The 16,572-nt window shown below is 72.2% G+C and carries 13 protein-coding genes and 1 pseudogene; 10 read left to right on the forward strand and 4 right to left on the reverse strand.

Annotated elements, in window-relative coordinates:
• Together CCN56_RS13315 and crcB are read left to right on the forward strand one after the other, a co-directional pair.
• Positions 1–528, forward strand: a 528-nt coding sequence (locus CCN56_RS13315) for a CrcB family protein (protein WP_373412853.1), incomplete at its 5' end; no start/stop codon positions are given.
• Positions 525–875, forward strand: a complete 351-nt coding sequence (gene crcB / locus CCN56_RS13320) for a fluoride efflux transporter CrcB (RefSeq protein WP_086826699.1) — start codon at positions 525–527, stop codon at positions 873–875. The genes CCN56_RS13315 and crcB, both read left to right, overlap by 4 nt.
• 6 nt (positions 876–881) lie before the next feature.
• Here the strand turns inward: crcB and pucL are convergent, their stop codons facing one another.
• On the reverse strand, positions 882–1,799 hold the full coding sequence (pucL, locus tag CCN56_RS13325) for a factor-independent urate hydroxylase (RefSeq protein ID WP_086826701.1): 918 nt from the start codon (positions 1,797–1,799) through the stop codon (positions 882–884).
• Between the two features lie 416 nt (positions 1,800–2,215).
• Between pucL and kdpF the strand changes: the two genes are divergently transcribed.
• From kdpF to CCN56_RS13345, 4 genes are read left to right on the forward strand one after another with little or no spacing between them, the layout of a single operon-like run.
• Positions 2,216–2,305: a K(+)-transporting ATPase subunit F gene (kdpF, locus tag CCN56_RS41805; RefSeq protein ID WP_107484145.1), complete on the forward strand. Its 90-nt coding sequence runs from the start codon at positions 2,216–2,218 to the stop codon at positions 2,303–2,305.
• Positions 2,306–2,313: 8 nt separating this feature from the next.
• A complete protein-coding gene (gene kdpA / locus CCN56_RS13335; RefSeq protein WP_086826704.1) occupies positions 2,314–3,978 on the forward strand; it encodes a potassium-transporting ATPase subunit KdpA in 1,665 nt (554 codons plus the stop codon).
• A complete protein-coding gene (gene kdpB / locus CCN56_RS13340) occupies positions 3,975–6,080 on the forward strand; it encodes a potassium-transporting ATPase subunit KdpB (RefSeq protein WP_086826705.1) in 2,106 nt (701 codons plus the stop codon). The genes kdpA and kdpB overlap by 4 nt, the downstream gene beginning before the upstream one ends.
• Before the next feature lie 2 nt (positions 6,081–6,082).
• Positions 6,083–6,757 (forward strand): potassium-transporting ATPase subunit C, encoded by a 675-nt coding sequence (locus tag CCN56_RS13345; protein WP_086826707.1) that lies wholly within the window; start codon positions 6,083–6,085, stop codon positions 6,755–6,757.
• Here CCN56_RS13345 and CCN56_RS13350 read toward each other — a convergent pair.
• Positions 6,751–7,896, reverse strand: a complete 1,146-nt coding sequence (locus tag CCN56_RS13350) for a winged helix DNA-binding domain-containing protein (protein WP_086826709.1) — start codon at positions 7,894–7,896, stop codon at positions 6,751–6,753. The genes CCN56_RS13345 and CCN56_RS13350 overlap by 7 nt on opposite strands.
• 65 nt (positions 7,897–7,961) lie before the next feature.
• Here CCN56_RS13350 and CCN56_RS13355 point away from each other — a divergent pair, with 65 nt between their 5' ends.
• The 3 genes from CCN56_RS13355 to CCN56_RS13365 all read left to right on the forward strand — a co-directional run bounded on the left by CCN56_RS13355 (position 7,962) and on the right by CCN56_RS13365 (position 12,017).
• Entirely contained in the window at positions 7,962–9,578 is a 1,617-nt protein-coding gene (locus CCN56_RS13355) for a DUF2079 domain-containing protein (RefSeq protein ID WP_086826711.1), read from the forward strand.
• Positions 9,579–9,659: 81 nt separating this feature from the next.
• Positions 9,660–10,526 (forward strand): hypothetical protein, encoded by an 867-nt coding sequence (locus CCN56_RS13360; protein ID WP_086826713.1) that lies wholly within the window; start codon positions 9,660–9,662, stop codon positions 10,524–10,526.
• Between the two features lie 141 nt (positions 10,527–10,667).
• A complete protein-coding gene (locus CCN56_RS13365) occupies positions 10,668–12,017 on the forward strand; it encodes an esterase-like activity of phytase family protein (protein ID WP_086826714.1) in 1,350 nt (449 codons plus the stop codon).
• A 119-nt stretch (positions 12,018–12,136) separates the two neighbouring features.
• On the opposite strand, the gene CCN56_RS13370 is transcribed toward CCN56_RS13365, so the two are convergent.
• The gene (locus CCN56_RS13370) at positions 12,137–13,792 is read right to left on the reverse strand and encodes an IucA/IucC family C-terminal-domain containing protein (protein WP_086826716.1); all 1,656 of its coding nucleotides are present in this window, start codon (positions 13,790–13,792) and stop codon (positions 12,137–12,139) included.
• Between CCN56_RS13370 and CCN56_RS13375 the strand changes: the two genes are divergently transcribed.
• Entirely contained in the window at positions 13,791–15,617 is a 1,827-nt protein-coding gene (locus CCN56_RS13375; protein WP_086826718.1) for an IucA/IucC family protein, read from the forward strand. The two genes, CCN56_RS13370 and CCN56_RS13375, sit on opposite strands and share 2 nt — an antisense overlap.
• Before the next feature lie 4 nt (positions 15,618–15,621).
• Here the strand turns inward: CCN56_RS13375 and CCN56_RS44510 are convergent.
• Positions 15,622–16,527 (reverse strand): annotated as a pseudogene (locus tag CCN56_RS44510) (PhzF family phenazine biosynthesis protein); the annotation flags it as partial.
• Between the last annotated feature and the right edge of the window lie 45 nt (positions 16,528–16,572).

The raw sequence follows: 16,572 nt of genomic DNA on the forward strand, positions 1-16,572 counted from the left end.
GCCGGCGTCGAGCCGGTAGCCGCCGGGCTGGGAGACGAGGATCGCGTCGGCGGTGCGCCGGTCCGACCAGCCGGGGTGCGGCTCCGCCGGCTCGGTGTCGCGCAGGGCGCCCGCGATGAGGCTCCGCAGCTCGGCTATGTGCGCCTGGAGTTCGGCGCGGGCGCCCTCGGCGCGCTCGCACGCTACGGCGCCTCGCTCGCCCGGCCCACCCCGGACGGCGCCTTCCCCTGGACGGTCCTCACGGTCAACGCGGTCGGCTGCGCGGTGCTCGGCACCCTCATGGTCCTCCTCACCGAGACCACGACCGCCCCGCACCCGCTGCTCCGGCCCTTCCTCGGCACCGGCGTCTGCGGCGGGTTCACCACCTTCTCGACGTACGGCCTCGACACCCAGCGCCTGCTGAGCGCGGGCGACCCGACGCGGGGCCTCCTCTACCTGGGCGGGACCCTGCTCGCCGCCCTCGCCGCCGTCTGGGCGGGCGTCACCGCCGCCCGGGCGGTCGTACGGGCCCGGGGGAGGCACGCGTGAACTGGCTGCTCGTCGTGGTGGGCGCCGCCGTCGGCGCACCCCTGCGCTACCTCACCGACCGCGCGGTCCAGGCACGCCACGACTCGGTCTTCCCGTGGGGCACCTTCACCGTCAACGTCGTCGGATCGTTCGTCCTCGGACTCCTGACCGGCGTCTCCTCCGCACAGGCGCACCTGCTGCTCGGCACGGGCTTCTGCGGCGCCCTCACCACGTACTCCACCTTCTCGTACGAGACGTTCCGGCTGTACGAGAACGGGGCGAAGGGCTACGCGGCCCTGAACGTGGCCGGGAGCCTGGCCGCCGGACTCGCAGCCGTATGGCTGGGAGTGGAAGCGGCCAGGCTGTAGTACCTCTTACGCGGTGATCCAGTCGCTGGTCGCGATCACCGGCTGGACGCCCTGACGGTGGATGGTGCCCTCGATCAGGCCGTACATCCGGTCGGCCGCGAAGTACACCTCGTTGTCGTTCTTCAGCCCGAACGGCTCCAGGTCCACCAGGAAGTGGTGCTTGTTCGGCAGGTTCAGCCGGACCTCGTTGACCGTGGAGACGTGGTCGAGGACCCGGTCCGCCATCGCGTGCAGGGTCTGCTGCAGCGAGTAGCTGTACGTCTCTGCGAACGCCTCCAGCATGTGGCGCCGCACCTTCGCGTACGAGGCGTCCCAGTCGTGCTCCGCGTCGGCGGCGGCCGAGGCCGAGTTCGCCCAGCGGGCGGTGACCTTGGTGGCCAGGATGCGGTCGTACGCCTCCTGGAGCGTCGTGTACTTGTCCTTGATGAAGCCGTGGAACTCGGAGTTGGTCGAGTTCATGACCGTCAGGTCCTTGAGGCCCGACAGGACCTGGAGCCCGGTGGTCTCCGAGTACGTGATCTGCGCGGTACGGACCTCCTGACCCTTGCGCGCGAAGGAGTGCTGCTCCTTGCGGCTCGGCACCGAGATCCGCTCCCAGGCGAACTCCTCGACCCGGATCTGCGCCTCGTGGATCACGGCCTGGGAACTCACGAAGTGCTTCGCCAGGAGGATGCCGAAGGCCTCGGGGGAGTCGACGCCGTGCTCCTTGGCGAAGGCGTAGATCGTGTTCTTGGTGGTGTCCGTCGGCAGGCAGTTGCCGTTGTCGCCGGTCAGGTGGACGTCGCGGTACTCACCGCGCAGCGCCACCGACACGTTCAGGTCGCGGATCTCGTGCCACGCGCCGTCGTTGCCCTTGCGGGTGACCGTGACGATGCGGTTCTCGGCCTTGCCGTACTGGTTCTGGGCGAGGACGTGCTTGCTCATGTGCTGCTCAGCTCCTGCGGGTACGTGGATACGGATATCCCGTACGCCCGGCGTCCAGCGTCCTCCGTCGTCCAGGAGGTGCGCTCCCCGCCGTCCGGCCCGTGAACGGCGGACCGCCCCGGGACTGACGAGCATCCCGGTCCGTAGGTGTCGGCTCGAAGATATGTGCACTTCTGGCCACTGGCAATGGGGGAGGGCTTCGCGTAGGGGAACCGTCAAGACGGGCATTAACGGCGTTAGGGGCACGTCAACGGCGGCGGCGAGTCATCAGGAAGGCGGTTTCCTCGTCTCGTCCGAGAATCCGTTCTTCCTTCTTCCTGCATCCGGGAGCTCACGATGGCCGACGTGGCCTTCGTCGTCACCACGGTCGCGGTCTTCGCGCTGGTGGCCTTCATCGCCAAGGGGGTGGCCAAGCTGTGAGTGTCGAGAACATCGTCGGTCTGCTCGTCGCGGCCGGCCTCCTGGGTTATCTCGTCCTCGCCCTCGTCAAGCCGGAGAGGTTCTGAGTTCCCAGATGAGTCCCGTTCTCGCTGGAGTCCTCCAGCTTCTGGCGTTGATCGTCGCCCTGGGTCTGTCGTACCGGCCCCTCGGCGACTACATGGCGCGCGTCTACTCCTCGGAGAGGCACTACCGGCCCGAGAAGTGGATCTACAAGGCGATCGGTGCGAACCCGAACGTGGAGATGCGCTGGCCGGCCTATCTGCGCGGGGTGCTGGCCTTCTCCGTGGTGAGCGTGCTGTTCCTGTACCTGCTGCAGCGGGTGCAGGGCTCGCTGCCCGGCTCGCTGGGGTTCGTGTCGATCGACCCGGACCAGGCGTTCAACACGGCGGCGTCGTTCGTGGCGAACACGAACTGGCAGTCGTACTACGGCGAGCAGGCCATGGGCCACGTCGTGCAGACCGGCGGTCTGGCGGTGCAGAACTTCGTGTCGGCGGCCGTGGGCATCGCGGTGGCGGTGGCGCTGGTCCGGGGCTTCGCCCGCTCCCGCACGGGTGAGCTGGGCAACTTCTGGGCCGACCTGGTCCGGGGAGTCGTCCGGATCCTGCTGCCGATCTCTGTCGTGGGCGCGCTGGTGCTGGTGGCGTGCGGGGCGATCCAGAACTTCTCCGGGATCCACGAGGTGGGCCAGTTCACCGGCGGCGCGCAGCAGTGGAACGGCGGGGCGGTGGCCTCGCAGGAGGTCATCAAGGAGCTGGGCACGAACGGCGGCGGTTACTTCAACGCCAACTCGGCCCATCCGTTCGAGAACCCCAACGGGCTCTCCAACCTCTTCGAGATCTACCTGATCCTCGTCATCCCCTTCGCGCTCACCCGCACCTTCGGCCGCATGGTCGGCTCGATCAAGCAGGGGTACGCGATCCTGGCCACGATGGCCACCATCTGGGTCGGGTTCACCGCGCTGATGATGTGGACCGAGTTCGCCCACCACGGCCCGGCCTTCGAGCTGGCGGGCGGGGCGATGGAGGGCAAGGAGACCCGGTTCGGGGTCGGCGGTTCGTCGATCTTCGCGGTGGCGACCACGCTGACGTCGACGGGTGCGGTGAACTCCTTCCACTCCTCGTACACCGGCTTCGGCGGCGGTATCAACCTGCTGGGCATGCAGCTGGGCGAGATCGCGCCCGGCGGTGTCGGCTCGGGCCTGTACGGCATGCTGATCATGGCGGTCATCGCGGTGTTCATCGCCGGCCTGATGGTCGGCCGCACCCCGGAGTACCTGGGCAAGAAGATCGGCACCCGCGAGATCAAGTTCGCCGCGCTCTACATCCTGGTCACCCCCGCGCTCGTCCTCTGCTTCACCGCCCTGGCGATGGCTCTGCCGACCCCGGTGCACTCGATGACCAACTCCGGTGCGCACGGCTTCTCCGAGATCCTCTACGCCTACACCTCGGGCGCGAACAACAACGGTTCGGCCTTCGCCGGCCTGAACGCCGACACCCAGTGGTTCAACACGACCATCGGCATCGCGATGCTGCTGGGCCGGTTCCTGCCGATGGTGTTCGTCCTCGCGCTGGCGGGTTCGCTGGCCGAGCAGACGCCGGTGCCGGAGACGGCGGGCACGCTGCGGACGGAGAAGCCGCTGTTCACCGGCCTGTTGGTCGGCACGATCGTGATCGTCACCGGTCTCACCTACTTCCCGGCCCTCGCCCTTGGCCCGCTCGCCGAAGGACTCGCAGCATGAGCACCCTCACTCCCACCCGGCCCCCGCAGTCAGGGGCGCCCACCGGCCGGCCGGCCGAGACCGGCCGTGTCGGCAGTGGCCTGTTCGATCCGAAGCAGCTGCTCACGTCCCTGCCGGACGCGGTCCGGAAGCTCGACCCGCGCGTGATGGTCAAGTCGCCGGTGATGTTCGTGGTGCTGGTCGGCTCGGTCGTCACCACCGTCCTCGCGTTCAAGGATCCGGGGGACTGGTTCGGCTGGGCGATCACCGCCTGGCTGTGGCTGACCACGATCTTCGCCAACCTCGCCGAGGCGGTCGCCGAGGGCCGGGGCAAGGCCCAGGCCGACACCCTGCGCAAGGCCAAGACCGACACCGTCGCCCGCCGCCTGACGAAGACGGGCGAGGAGCAGGTGCCCGGCACCGCACTGACGATCGGCGACCTGGTGGTCTGCGAGGCCGGCGACGTCATCCCCGGCGACGGTGACGTCGTCGAGGGTGTCGCGAGCGTCGACGAGTCGGCGATCACCGGCGAGTCCGCCCCGGTGATTCGCGAGTCGGGAGGTGACCGGTGCGCGGTCACCGGCGGCACGAAGGTCCTCTCCGACCGGGTTGTCATCAAGATCACGACGAAGCCGGGGGAGACGTTCATCGACCGGATGATCAACCTGGTCGAGGGCGCCGCCCGGCAGAAGACCCCCAACGAGATCGCCCTCAACATCCTGCTCGCCTCCCTCACCGTCGTCTTCCTGCTGGCCGTGGTCACGCTGAAGCCGTTCGCGATCTACGCGGGCGCCGACCAGCAGACCTCGATGATCGTCCTCACGGCGCTCCTGGTCTGCCTCATCCCGACGACGATCGGCGCGCTGCTCTCGGCGATCGGCATCGCCGGCATGGACCGGCTAGTCCAGCGCAACGTCCTCGCCATGTCGGGCCGGGCCGTGGAGGCCGCCGGTGACGTGTCGACGCTGCTGCTCGACAAGACGGGCACCATCACGCTCGGCAACCGGCAGGCCTCGGAGTTCGTCCCGGTCAAGGGCGTCACCGCGGCCGAGCTGGCTGACGCCGCGCAGCTGTCCTCGCTCGCCGACGAAACGCCCGAGGGCCGTTCGATCGTGGTCCTCGCGAAGGAGAAGTACGGGCTGCGCGAGCGGCATCAGGGCGAGCTGAGCCATGCCGGCTGGATCGAGTTCACCGCCCAGACCCGTATGTCGGGTGTGGACGTGGACGGGCGCAAGGTCCGCAAGGGCGCGACCGGTTCGGTCGTGGCCTGGGTGGAGGAACACGGTGGCGAGGTCGCCAAGGATGCCCAGGACGTCACCGACGCCATTTCGCAGGCTGGTGGCACGCCGCTCCTCGTGGCTCTGGAGGACGACAGGGGCGCCCGGGTCCTCGGCGTCATCCACCTGAAGGACGTGGTCAAGGAGGGCATGCGGGAGCGGTTCGACGAGCTGCGCCGCATGGGCATCAAGACGATCATGATCACGGGCGACAACCCGCTGACCGCGAAGGCCATCGCCGAGGAGGCCGGTGTCGACGACTTCCTCGCCGAGGCCACCCCCGAGGACAAGATGGCCCTGATCAAGCGGGAGCAGGCCGGCGGCAAGCTCGTCGCGATGACGGGTGACGGCACGAACGACGCCCCCGCGCTGGCGCAGGCGGACGTGGGCGTGGCGATGAACACGGGCACGTCGGCCGCCAAGGAGGCCGGCAACATGGTCGACCTCGACTCCAACCCGACCAAGCTCATCGAGATCGTCGAGATCGGCAAGCAGCTCCTGATCACCCGGGGCGCGCTGACGACCTTCTCGATCGCCAACGACGTGGCGAAGTACTTCGCGATCATCCCGGCCATGTTCGCGGTCGCCTACCCGTCGCTGGACGAGCTCAACATCATGGGCCTGGCCTCGCCGGAGTCCGCGATCCTCTCCGCGGTCATCTTCAACGCGCTGATCATCATCGCCCTGGTCCCGCTCGCCCTGAAGGGGGTGCGCTACCGGCCGTCCAGCGCCGACTCGATGCTGCGGCGCAACCTCGGCATCTACGGACTCGGCGGCCTGATCGCCCCGTTCATCGGCATCAAGCTCATCGACCTCCTCATCTCCCTCATCCCCGGAATCGGCTGACCATGACGAACAACTCCGTAGGAAACGCGGGACGTCTGCTCTGGGCCGGACTCCGTGCCCTGCTCGTCCTGACCGTGGTGACGGGCGTGCTCTACCCGCTCGCCGTCACCGGGCTTGCCCAGGTCGCCTTCCCGGGCAAGGCGAACGGTTCCGAGATCAAGGACGCGAGCGGCAAGGTCGTCGGCTCCGAGCTCATCGGCCAGACCTACAACCTCCCGCTGAAGGACGGCGAGGAGACCGCGAGTGCGGACCTGAAGTGGTTCCAGCCGCGCCCCTCCCACGGCCTCGGCAGCAACAGCGTCAACACCCGGTACAGGCTGATCCTGTCCGGCGCCACCAACCGCTCCGGCGACAACGCCGACCTGATCCAGTGGGTCAAGGACGCCAAGGCCGCCGTCGTCAAGGACAACTCGGTGAACGGCTACACGGTCAAGCCCTCCGACGTCCCCGCCGACGCCGTCACCTCCTCCGGCTCCGGCCTGGACCCGCACATCTCCCCGCAGTACGCGAAGCTCCAGGTCCACCGGGTCGCCGAGAAGAACCACCTCACGGTCGCCCAGGTCGACAGGCTCGTCGCCGACCACACCGACGACCGCATCCTCGGTTTCATCGGCGAACCCCGCGTCAACGTCCTCCAACTCAACGTCGCACTGCGGGAACTGGCCGGGCGTCAGTAGGGCAGCACTCGCGTCTCGGCCGCCGGGAGGCCCTTGGTCCACCAGTGGTCGTACCGCCCGTACACCCGCGGGTCGCGGTCGGCGAGCAGCGTCCCCAAGGACGCCGCCTCGGCCGCGAGCCCGTCCCAGTCCCCGGCCGTCAGCGGGTGGAAGGCCGAGGCCTCGATCCCGCCGTCGACCGGCCGCCAGACCCCGGCCACGTACCCGTCGACGAGGAGCGTCGGGAGCGTGTCGCCGTTCACGCGGATGACGTGCTTGCGGTACTCGGGCGGGATGACCCGGCTGCGGTCCGCGTACGCGAGGAGGACGCTGTCCCACATCGCCATCAGCCGGGGCGGCGCCGGGGCGTCCTCGCCGGGCAGAGGCGCCCCCGGTACGTCGTACAGCACGGTCCCGTCGGGCCCCTCCAGGCGCTCCAGCCCACCCTCCAGGGCCTTCACCGCCTCCCGGACCAGGCCTCGCGGGGCCGTCGTGAACTGCGCCATGTCCGGTACGGACGCGGGTCCGAAGCCCTCCAGGTAGCGCCGGAGCAGGGCGGCCAGGCCGGCGGCGGAGGCCTCCGGGTCGCGGAGCACCGGCAGTTCGTTCGCCGTGACGAAGGCCTGCGCGGTCCCGAACGACCACGGCGGTCCCGTCGGCGCGTGCCACAGCGGCGCGTACTGCCGCACCATCCGCCAGACCACGTTCTCCACCGGCCCGCCCCGGCCGGCTTCGAGGCGCGCCTTCATCTCGGCCCCGGTCCGCACGCTCCCGGCGTACGCCAGGAGGTCGGGGAGCAGCGCGTCGGCGTCGGCGGCCGTGAATCCGGCCTTCGTGAAGCGGGGGTCGTGCAGTCGCGAACCGCGCAGCGTCGGCTCCATGCCCTCCCGGAAGGCCCGGTAGTCCCCGGCGTGCACGAGGTGCAGCGTGAGCCGCATCAGCGTCGACCTGACCAACTCGAATCCGCTCACGGCCCCGTCGAGGTGCTTCGGGTCGAAGTCCGCGACCCGGTTCCACAGCGCCACGTAGGGCGAGCCGGGATGCTGTGCCTGGAGGCACACCACGCGCCGTACCGCTTCCGTGACGCCGAGCGGTGCCCGCTCCAGGAGCAACTGCCTTTGGAGGGTGGAGCGGTTGAGGGCGCGCGCGGTGAGGGCCATGGCGTGATTCTCCCTTCCCGCACGGACAACCCCCACCGGCGACGACGCAACGTAATGTCGTGGCCATGGGGAACGCGCTGCCGTACATACCGACCCGCCCGCGCTCGTCCGGAGAACGGGACTCGGTGGCGGCCTCCGCCGAGCCCCTGGACACGGGGGCCGGGGGCCGGGGCGTCGTCCTCACCGCCCTCTGCTTCCTCGTCTGCGCCGCCCTCGGGCTGCAGTCCTGGACGGCCCTGCGGGCCACCGGCTTCGACCTCGGCATCTTCGACCAGGCCGTGCGGGCGTACGCGCACTTCGAGCTGCCCAGGTCGCCGATCAAGAACGTCCACCACGAGTTCCCGCCCGGCTTCTCGCTCCTCGGCGACCACTTCACCCCCGCGCTCGCCCTCCTCGCGCCGCTCTACTGGCTGTGGGACGACCCGCGGACGCTGATCCTCGCGCAGGCCGCGCTGTTCGCGGCGGGCGTGCCGGTGGTCCGCCGCATCGCCCGGCACGTCTTCGCGGGCGCGGAGCCGCTCGTCGTACGCCGGGCCGCCGACCTCGGGGGGCTCGTGTACGCCCTCGGCTGGCCGCTCCTCAACTCCTCCTACAACGGCTTCCACGAGGTCGCCTTCGCGGTGCCGTTCACCCTCCTCATGCTGGAACGGGGGCTCGCCCACCGCTACGGCGCGGCCGCCTTCTGGGCGGCCCTCCTCTGCACGGCCAAGGAGGACATGGGCCTGGTCGTCGGCGCGTACGGCCTCGTCCTCGCGGTCCGCGCCCACCGTGCAGGCCACCGCACGGGCCGCGCCACGGGCATCGTGCTCGCCCTGGCGGGACCGCTGGTGTCCGCCGTCGTGATCGGCTGGTTCATCCCGGCGATGGGCGGCCCCGAGGGCTACTACTGGTCGTACGGGAGCCTCGGCGCCGACCCGGGGGACGCCCTGGTCCACGTCCTCACCGCCCCCTGGGTCCTGCTCCAGGCCGCCGTCACGCCCTTCGTCAAGGTCGCCATGCTCGTCTGGATCCTGGGCTCCCTCGCCCTGCTCCCGCTCGGCTCCCCGACCTTCCTGCTCGCCGTCCCCCTCCTCGCGGAACGCGTCCTCTCCGACAACCCCAACCACTGGCCGGTGATCAACCACTACGACGCCTTCCTGTGGCCGATCCTGCTCACGGCGGCCCTGGAGACGCTGGCGAGGCTGCACGCGCGTCGTCGTGGAATCCGTCCCTGGGCGGTCGCCGCGATCGCCCTCTCCTCCGCGGCGGCCGTCGCCCTCGGCCTGAACCTCCTCGTCCGCCCCGACTTCTGGCGGCCCTCCCCGGACAAACGCCCCCTCGCCGCGGCGGCCGCACTCATCCCGGACGGCGCCACCGTGGAGGCCGACAACACCATCGCGCCCCGCCTGACCGCCCGTACGGACGTGGTCATCGCCGACGGCACCCCGCGCGGCGCCGACTGGTTCCTCCTCCGGACGGACGACCGGACCTTCCCCTTCGCCTCCACCGACGAACAGCGCCGGCGGGTCGAACTCCTCCTCGCCCACGGCTACACGCAGGTCTGGCAGCAGGACGGCACGGTCCTCCTCCACCGCACCGACCCCACCACCCCGGTCCCCGGCATGCACCGCCCGGGCCCGGACAGCACCCCGATCCGGGAGGCCGTCCCGGAGGACGTGGGCGCGAACCTGCTTCTGCGGTAGGCCCCTTACCGTCCCGTCCGGTTCACCGGGGCCACGTCCGCGGGTCACGCGGTTCTCACCCTCGCTCGTGAGCATCGGCGCATGACCTTCCTGTCCCGTGCCACGCGCCCGGCCGCCGTCGGTTCGGCCGTCGCCCTCGCCGCCGCCGCCGCTCTCCTCGCCCCGTCCTCGCCGGCGTTCGCGGCGTCCAACGCCGTCCCGACGTACGAAGTGAAGATCAACCTCACCGCGGCGGCCCTCGACGCGGGCTTCGCGCCGAGCGCGGAGGTCAGGTCGGCCTTCGGGATCACCGGTTCGGCGAAGGCCCGCTCGTACAGCTACTACGACACCGACGGGCTCGCGCTCGACGCGCAGGGCTGGAGCGTCCGCCTGCGCCACAAGAGCGGCTCGTCGTTCGAGGAGACGTACAAGAAGCGGTTCCCGGTCACGAACGGCGACATCGACGCCGCCCTCACCACGGCCAACGCGGCCGGCTTCGACAGCGGCGACACCAACTACGACGCCGAGGTCGACTGGGGCTACGCCAAGCAGACCCTCAGCTTCTCCAACGAGAAGTCCCACAGCTCCAGCGGCTACTCGGGCACCGCGATGCCGACGAGCACGACCGGCCGCACCTGGCTCGTCAACGACATCCCCGGCAAGCTGGAGAACTGGGGCAGCGCCAACTGGGGCAAGGACACGCTCCAGGCCTCCCGCGCCCACGGGCCGGTGACCTCCAAGGTGTACGGGGGAGCCTGGGGCCCCTCCGACGACGCGAGCATCGAGGTGCTGCCCGTGGTCGGCGCGGACGGGACCGGCACGGAGTACGTCGTCGAGCTGTCCTTCAAGACCGGCTCGTACGCCGACGCGGCCGACCTGCACGCCGACGCCGTCGCCGTCGCCGAGTCCCACGGCTGGCTGTACCACGGCGACATCCTCAAGACGCAGCTCATCCTCGACCGTTACTAGGACGGAGGGGGCACGAGGGCGGACCTCGCGTTCACCCAGGACTCGCCCGGACGTCGTGAACCCGTCGCCGCGCGTTGTGCGAAGGACTGGACCATGAGGCCGCCCTCACCGGCGACTTTCCATGTCATCCAGGGAGTTCTGATGAATCCGTCGACCACGCGTCTCCTGCGCCGGCCCGCCCTCGTCGTCCTGCCGCTGTCCGCCGCGCTCGCGTGCTCGGTGGTCGTGGGGACGGCCGACGCCACCCCGGCGCACCACGGCGACCCCGCCGGCCGGGTCCTCTCCGCCTCGACGCTGCCCGACATCCCGCTGGCCGCCTTCAGCAACGGCCTGCTGCCGGGCAGCGTCGCCGACGACCGGGGCGTCGACCTCGGCGGCATCGGCAGCGACCTGTACCCGGCCGGGCGGCGCGGCGAGTACTGGACCGTCACCGACCGGGGCCCCAACGGGCAGATAGCCGTCGGCAAGGACAAGCGGCGCACCTTCCCCGTGCCCGGCTTCGACCCGGCCATCGTGAAGATCCGCGCCGTGGGCGACCGGATCCAGGTCCTGAAGTCCATCCCGCTCACCACCGCCTCCGGCGCCCCCGTGACGGGCCTGCCGAACCAGCCGGGCCGCGACGAGGCCCCGTACGACTACGACGCCTCCACCCCGCTCGCGTACAACCCGAACGGCCTCGACACCGAAGGCCTCGTCCGCGACCGGGACGGCAGCTTCTGGCTGGTCGACGAGTACGGGCCCTCGCTCGTGCACGTCTCCGCGAAGGGCCGCGTCCTCGCCCGCCACGTCCCCGAGGGCCTCGGCCTGACCGGCACCGACTATCCGGTCGTCGAGTCGCTGCCGTCGATCTTCCTCCAGCGCAAGACCAACCGCGGCTTCGAGGGCCTCGCGCTGCTCCCCGACGGCGACCTCGTCCTCGGCCTGCAGAGCCCCCTGCTCAACCCCGACAAGGTCTCCGGGGAGAACTCCCGCACCACCCGCCTGCTGCGCTTCTCGCCCGAGAAGAACCGGGTCACCGCCGAGTACGCCTACCGCTTCGACACCGTCGGCGTCGTCGAGCCCGGCCAGACCAAGACCCCCGAGCTGAAGCTCTCCGCGCTCGTCGCCGTCGGCGGCGACCGCCTCCTCGTGCAGGAGCGCACCGACAAGGCCGCCCGCCTCTACGAGGTCCGCCTCCGCCGCGACTCCGACATCCTCGGCACCACCTGGGACACCGCGACGGCACCCACCCTGGAGCAGCTCGACGACACGGCCGCGGCCGAGGTCCCGGTCCTCGACAAGCGCCTCGTGATCGACCTCAACACGGTCGAGGGCGTCCCCGGCAAGATCGAGGGCGTCGCCGTCGAGGGCTCCTCGACCGTCGTCCTGCTCAACGACAACGACTTCGGCATGACGGACGGCCCGGAGGCCTTCGACGCGGACGGCCGCCTCGTCGACAGCGGCGTGGAGACCACCCTCGTACGGGTGAGGCTGGACCGCCCGGTCCGCTGAGGTTCAGGCGGGACCGCCCGGTCCGCTGAGGTTCAGGCGGGACCGCCCGGTCCGCCGAGGTTCAGACGGGACCGCCCGGTCCGCCGGGAGTGAGGCCGGGCCGCCCGGTCCGCCGGGGGTCAGGCCTGCGGCCGCAGCGGATTGGCCATCGGCGTGTACCGGGCGTCGGCGCCGTCGACGTCGAGCCAGCGCAGCAGCAGGTTGGTCTTCGCGGGGACGTGGGGCGAGGCGAGCAGGGCGGGAACCTCCGCCGGGCCGCCGTGCTCCGCCGCGTACCCGGCGAAGACCGCCCGCGCCCGGGGCCACAGTTCGCCGGTGAGCTCCGGGTGGCGGTCGGTGAGGGCGCCGGCGATCTCGGAGAGGTTGTTCGTCACCAGGCAGTACGCCAGTCGCTCCCAGCCGTGCGCCGCGTCCAGGACCGGGGCGGGCCCCCGTGACGCGTACCGGTCCAGGAGCGCGCGGTGCCGCTCGGCGACGATCCGTATCCCCTCGTGGTCGCGGAAGACCACCTGCGCCGGGAGGCCGGCGGCGTCCACGCCGACGAGGACGTTCTGCAGATGGCACTCCAGGACCAGGCCGTGCGCCCGCCAGGCGTGCAGCACCGGTGGTACGAGCTGGTCGAGGTAGCGCTGCCACCAGACGAGGGCCCGCTCGGGGGTCAGCCCGTCGAGCGGGTTCCCGGGGAAGCCCTCGCCGATGCCCGCCGCGAGCAGCGGCGTCACCCCGGGCAGCAGATGCGGCCGCAGACCCTCGCGGGCGATCACCGCGAAGCCCTCGTAGGCGTGCTGCCCGCCGAGGTCGGCGGTGCGGTAGCCCCGGTCGGCGAGGAAGCTCGCCGTGGGGAGGGGGTCGAAGACCGGCGCGAGGAGCTCGCCGACCGTCCGCAGCCAGAGGAGGTCGCGCAGCTCCAGACGGCGGTTCCCGTTGGTGATCCGCACGTCCAGGCTGAGCTTGCAGAAGAGGTCGGCCTCCGGCAGGTACACCGTCCGTATGGAGGAGGTCGGCACGGCCGGCCCCGCCTGCGGCGCACTCGCGCCGAGCCGGAGCAGCCGCCCGTCACGGAACGCGGGCAGCCCGCTCTCCTGCAGCAGGTCCAGCTCCCAGGGGTGAATGGGGAGAACCGCATAGCCGTCGGGTCCCGCCGTCCCCAGCACCTCCAGGAGCGACAGGTCCCCGTCCTCCGCGACGACGTCGGCCCGGACGCCGAGGAGCTCCAGCGGGAACCGGGTGTACGCCTCCGGCGCGTACGGCAGCCAGCTCTCCGGGGCGCCCGCCCCGCGCGCCTTGGGCGCCGGGTGGTACCGGTGCCCGGCGAGCAGCGCCTGCTCCGACCGCAGGTACGGGTCCTCCGGCGGGCGCGCGGCGGCGCGCGCGTCCTGCAGCGCCGCGATGACGTCCCGGCTGTCGGTCATCTCGTCGACGACGGTCCTGTTGGTGACGCCGGTGCGCCGGCCGAGCTCGTCGGCGGTCAGCGCCACGAGGGCCTCGAAGGTCAGCGGGAGCCAGCCGCCGTCGGTGCGGACGCAGGGGTCGGCGGGCCTGCGACCCGCCCGTACCCGAAGGAGACGGCCGGTCGCCGGGAGCCGGTGGACGGCATGGTCCGCGCCCGGGCGGGGTTCGGGCCGGGCCACCTCCCGGATCAGACAGTTGAGGAGGGCGGTGGCCGACAGGGCGTCGGCCCGGTCCTTGGCTTCGCTCACGACAGCGCCTTCCCCCCGTTCTCCGGCGGGTCGTCCACCGGTAGGGACATCCTGCGCAGGGTAGTGAGCCTTCATGCGCTTCGCTCCGGATCACGACAAGGGCGTGCGGCAGCCACCGCGCGCCCCCGAGGTGGCCGTCGCCCCAACCTCAGCTTTCGCCCCCGAGGACGACTTCGCCACCGAACTGGCGGCCGTGGCCCCCGGGCTCCTCGCCGCCTACCGCGAGGAACTGCCCCCGGCGCGGGCGGCGGTCCTCGGCCGGCTGTGGCGCGCGCTGCTCCACGAGCCGCTGCCGGGGACCGCGGAGCGTGACGCGCACGCCGGCCGGGTGGTGCTCGCCGACGGCCGGGTCCTGAGCGGGCCGCCCCGGCTCCCGTACGACCTGGTGGTCCCCGGCGAGGACACGACCGTACGGCTCGACGGCCGCGCCCACGACCACCCGGCCGCCCTCCTCGCCGCGCTCGGCCTGCCGGGCGCCGAGGCCCTCGTCGCCGAACTCGGCCACGGCGTCGCCTCCCTGGCGCTGTCCCGGGCGGGGGCGACCTACCGACCGGGGGACGCCCGTTCCCTCGCGTACGTCGAGCAGAGCGTCGTCGACGGGCACCCGTACCACCCCTGCTGCCGCAGCCGCCCCGGCCTCTCGGTGGCCGAGCAGCTCGCGTACGCGCCCGAGCACCGCCCCGTCGTCGGCCTCGACCTGGTGGCGGTCCCGGCCGACCGGTGCCTCGTCGCGGGGGAGTGGCCGGACCGGTTGCGGGACGGCGACCGGCTGCTGCTGCCCGTGCACCCCTGGCAGAGCGCGCACGTCCTGCCGGGCCTCGGACACGAGCCGTACGCCACCGGAGCGATCCCCGCCCGGCCGCTGATGAGCGTACGGACCCTCGCCCCGCTCGACGGCGGACCGCACCTGAAGACGGCGCTGACCACGCGGATGACCAGCGCGATCCGCGACATCTCGGCGAGCGGCGTCGAGAACAGCGCGCCGCTCTCCGCGCTCCTCGCGCACGTCGTCGCCGACCTCTCCGGAAGCCTCCGGATCACCCGCAACCTCGCCGGCGCCTCCGCGCTCGTACGAGGGGAGCCCAGCGCCGACCTCGCCGTCCTGCTCCGCGAGTCACCATCCGCCGCCGCGCGGCTGCGCCCGGGGGAGACGGTCGTGCCGGTGGCGGCGCTCGCCGCCCGCCCCGCCGGAGACGGACCGCCCCTGATCCGGACGCTCCTGGCGTCCGCAGGGGCTCCGGCCGCGGGCGCCGACTGGCTGGCCGCCTTCGCCGGCCTCGCGGTGCCGCCGCTCGTCCGCCTCCTGAGCCGGGGCGTCGCGCCCGCCGCCCACGGGCAGAACCTCCTGGTCGTGCTCGACGCGCACGCCCGCCCCCGCCGGCTCGTCTACCGGGACCTCGCAGACGTCCGGGTGAGCCCGAGCCGGCTCGTCCGGCACGGCTTCGACGCGGCTCCCGTCGGCGGACGGGTGATCGACGACGACCCGGACGTGCTCCGCACGATGCTGTTCGGCCACCTCTTCGGCACGACGTTCGGGACCCTGGTCTCCGCCCTCGCCGCCCCTGTTGCCCCTGCCGCCCCTGCTGTCCCTGCCGCTCTCGCCGCTCCTGCCGCCCTTGCCGAACGCGACCGGAAGGAGGAGGGCCGGCTCTGGGACGTCGTCGCCGCCGCTGCCCGCCGCGCCTACGCCGACCTCCCCGCGACCCCCGAGAACCGGGCCGACCGCGCGGCCCTCCTCGCCCCGGAGCTCCGGGTCAAGGGCCTCACCCTGATGCGCCTGCGGGGCGTGGACCGCGACGCGTGGATCCCGCTCCCGAACCCCCTGGGGCCTGCCCGACCAGGACGTCACCGCCCAGCCGCACCTCCGGACCGGACGCCCCGACCCGGGTCGTGGCGCTGATGGTGGCGGGACTGCCGAGGGAGTCCCCCATGTCGACCGCGATCCGGTCGATGCCCCGGCCGGCGAGGTGGGCGGCGAGGCAGGCCGTGCTGTTGGCGTTGGCGATGTCCTCGGGGACGCCGATCGACGGGGCGAACATGCGGGCCGCGACCCGCCCCGAGGGCGTCGGCGCGGAGTACGCGTAACAGCCCAGGAGACCGAGGCGGTCGCAGGCGGCGCGGAGCCGTTCCATGTCCGGGGCGAGCGCGGCGAGTTCGGACCGCGAGGCCACCGGGACGAGGAGCCGCGGCCGCCCGACCGAGGCGACGCGCACCCCCTCCCCGAGCGCGTCCGGGGCGAGGCCGAGCGCGGGCAGGACGAGCGCGGACTCGCCGCCGGTCGGATCGCGCAGCTCCACGGGCCCGTACGCGAAGCCGACGCGGGCGTACGGTCCCTTCCGCACGGCCCAGCCGGGGAACGTACGCCCCGCCGTCCGGAGGGAGACCCGGTACGCGTCACCGCCCGCCCGCGCGGCGAGGTATCCCAGGGCGGCGAGCGTGCCGTGCCCGCACGACGGCAACTCCCCCTCGGAGGTGAAGAACCGGAGGGAGAAGGCGGGGCGGCCGTCCCGCTGCCCGGGCTCCGCCGAGACGAAGACGGCGTGCGAGGTCCCCGTCGCCCGGGGCACCCGCCGCCGCTCGTCCTCGCCGAAGGGCCCGTCGTCGAGGACGGCGGTGGGACTCCCGCCCCGACTGTCCCTGCCGCCCGGATCGTCCCTGCCGTCCGGACCGCCTGGGCCGCCCGGGCCGTCCCTGCCGTCCGGACCGCCTGGGCCGCCCGGCCCCTCCCTGCCGTCCCTGCCGTCCCTGTCGTCGTCGTCCCGCAAGCACGCGCGTACGACCGTCACGGCCGGCTCTCCGTCAAGCACCATACGCGTGTCCGTACCCCGTCGGCCGCCTCCGCCAACAGCGGGCCG

The organism is Streptomyces sp. NRRL B-24572 (genome assembly GCF_002156145.1).
GTDB classification, from domain to species: Bacteria; Actinomycetota; Actinomycetes; order Streptomycetales; family Streptomycetaceae; genus Streptomyces; species Streptomyces vietnamensis.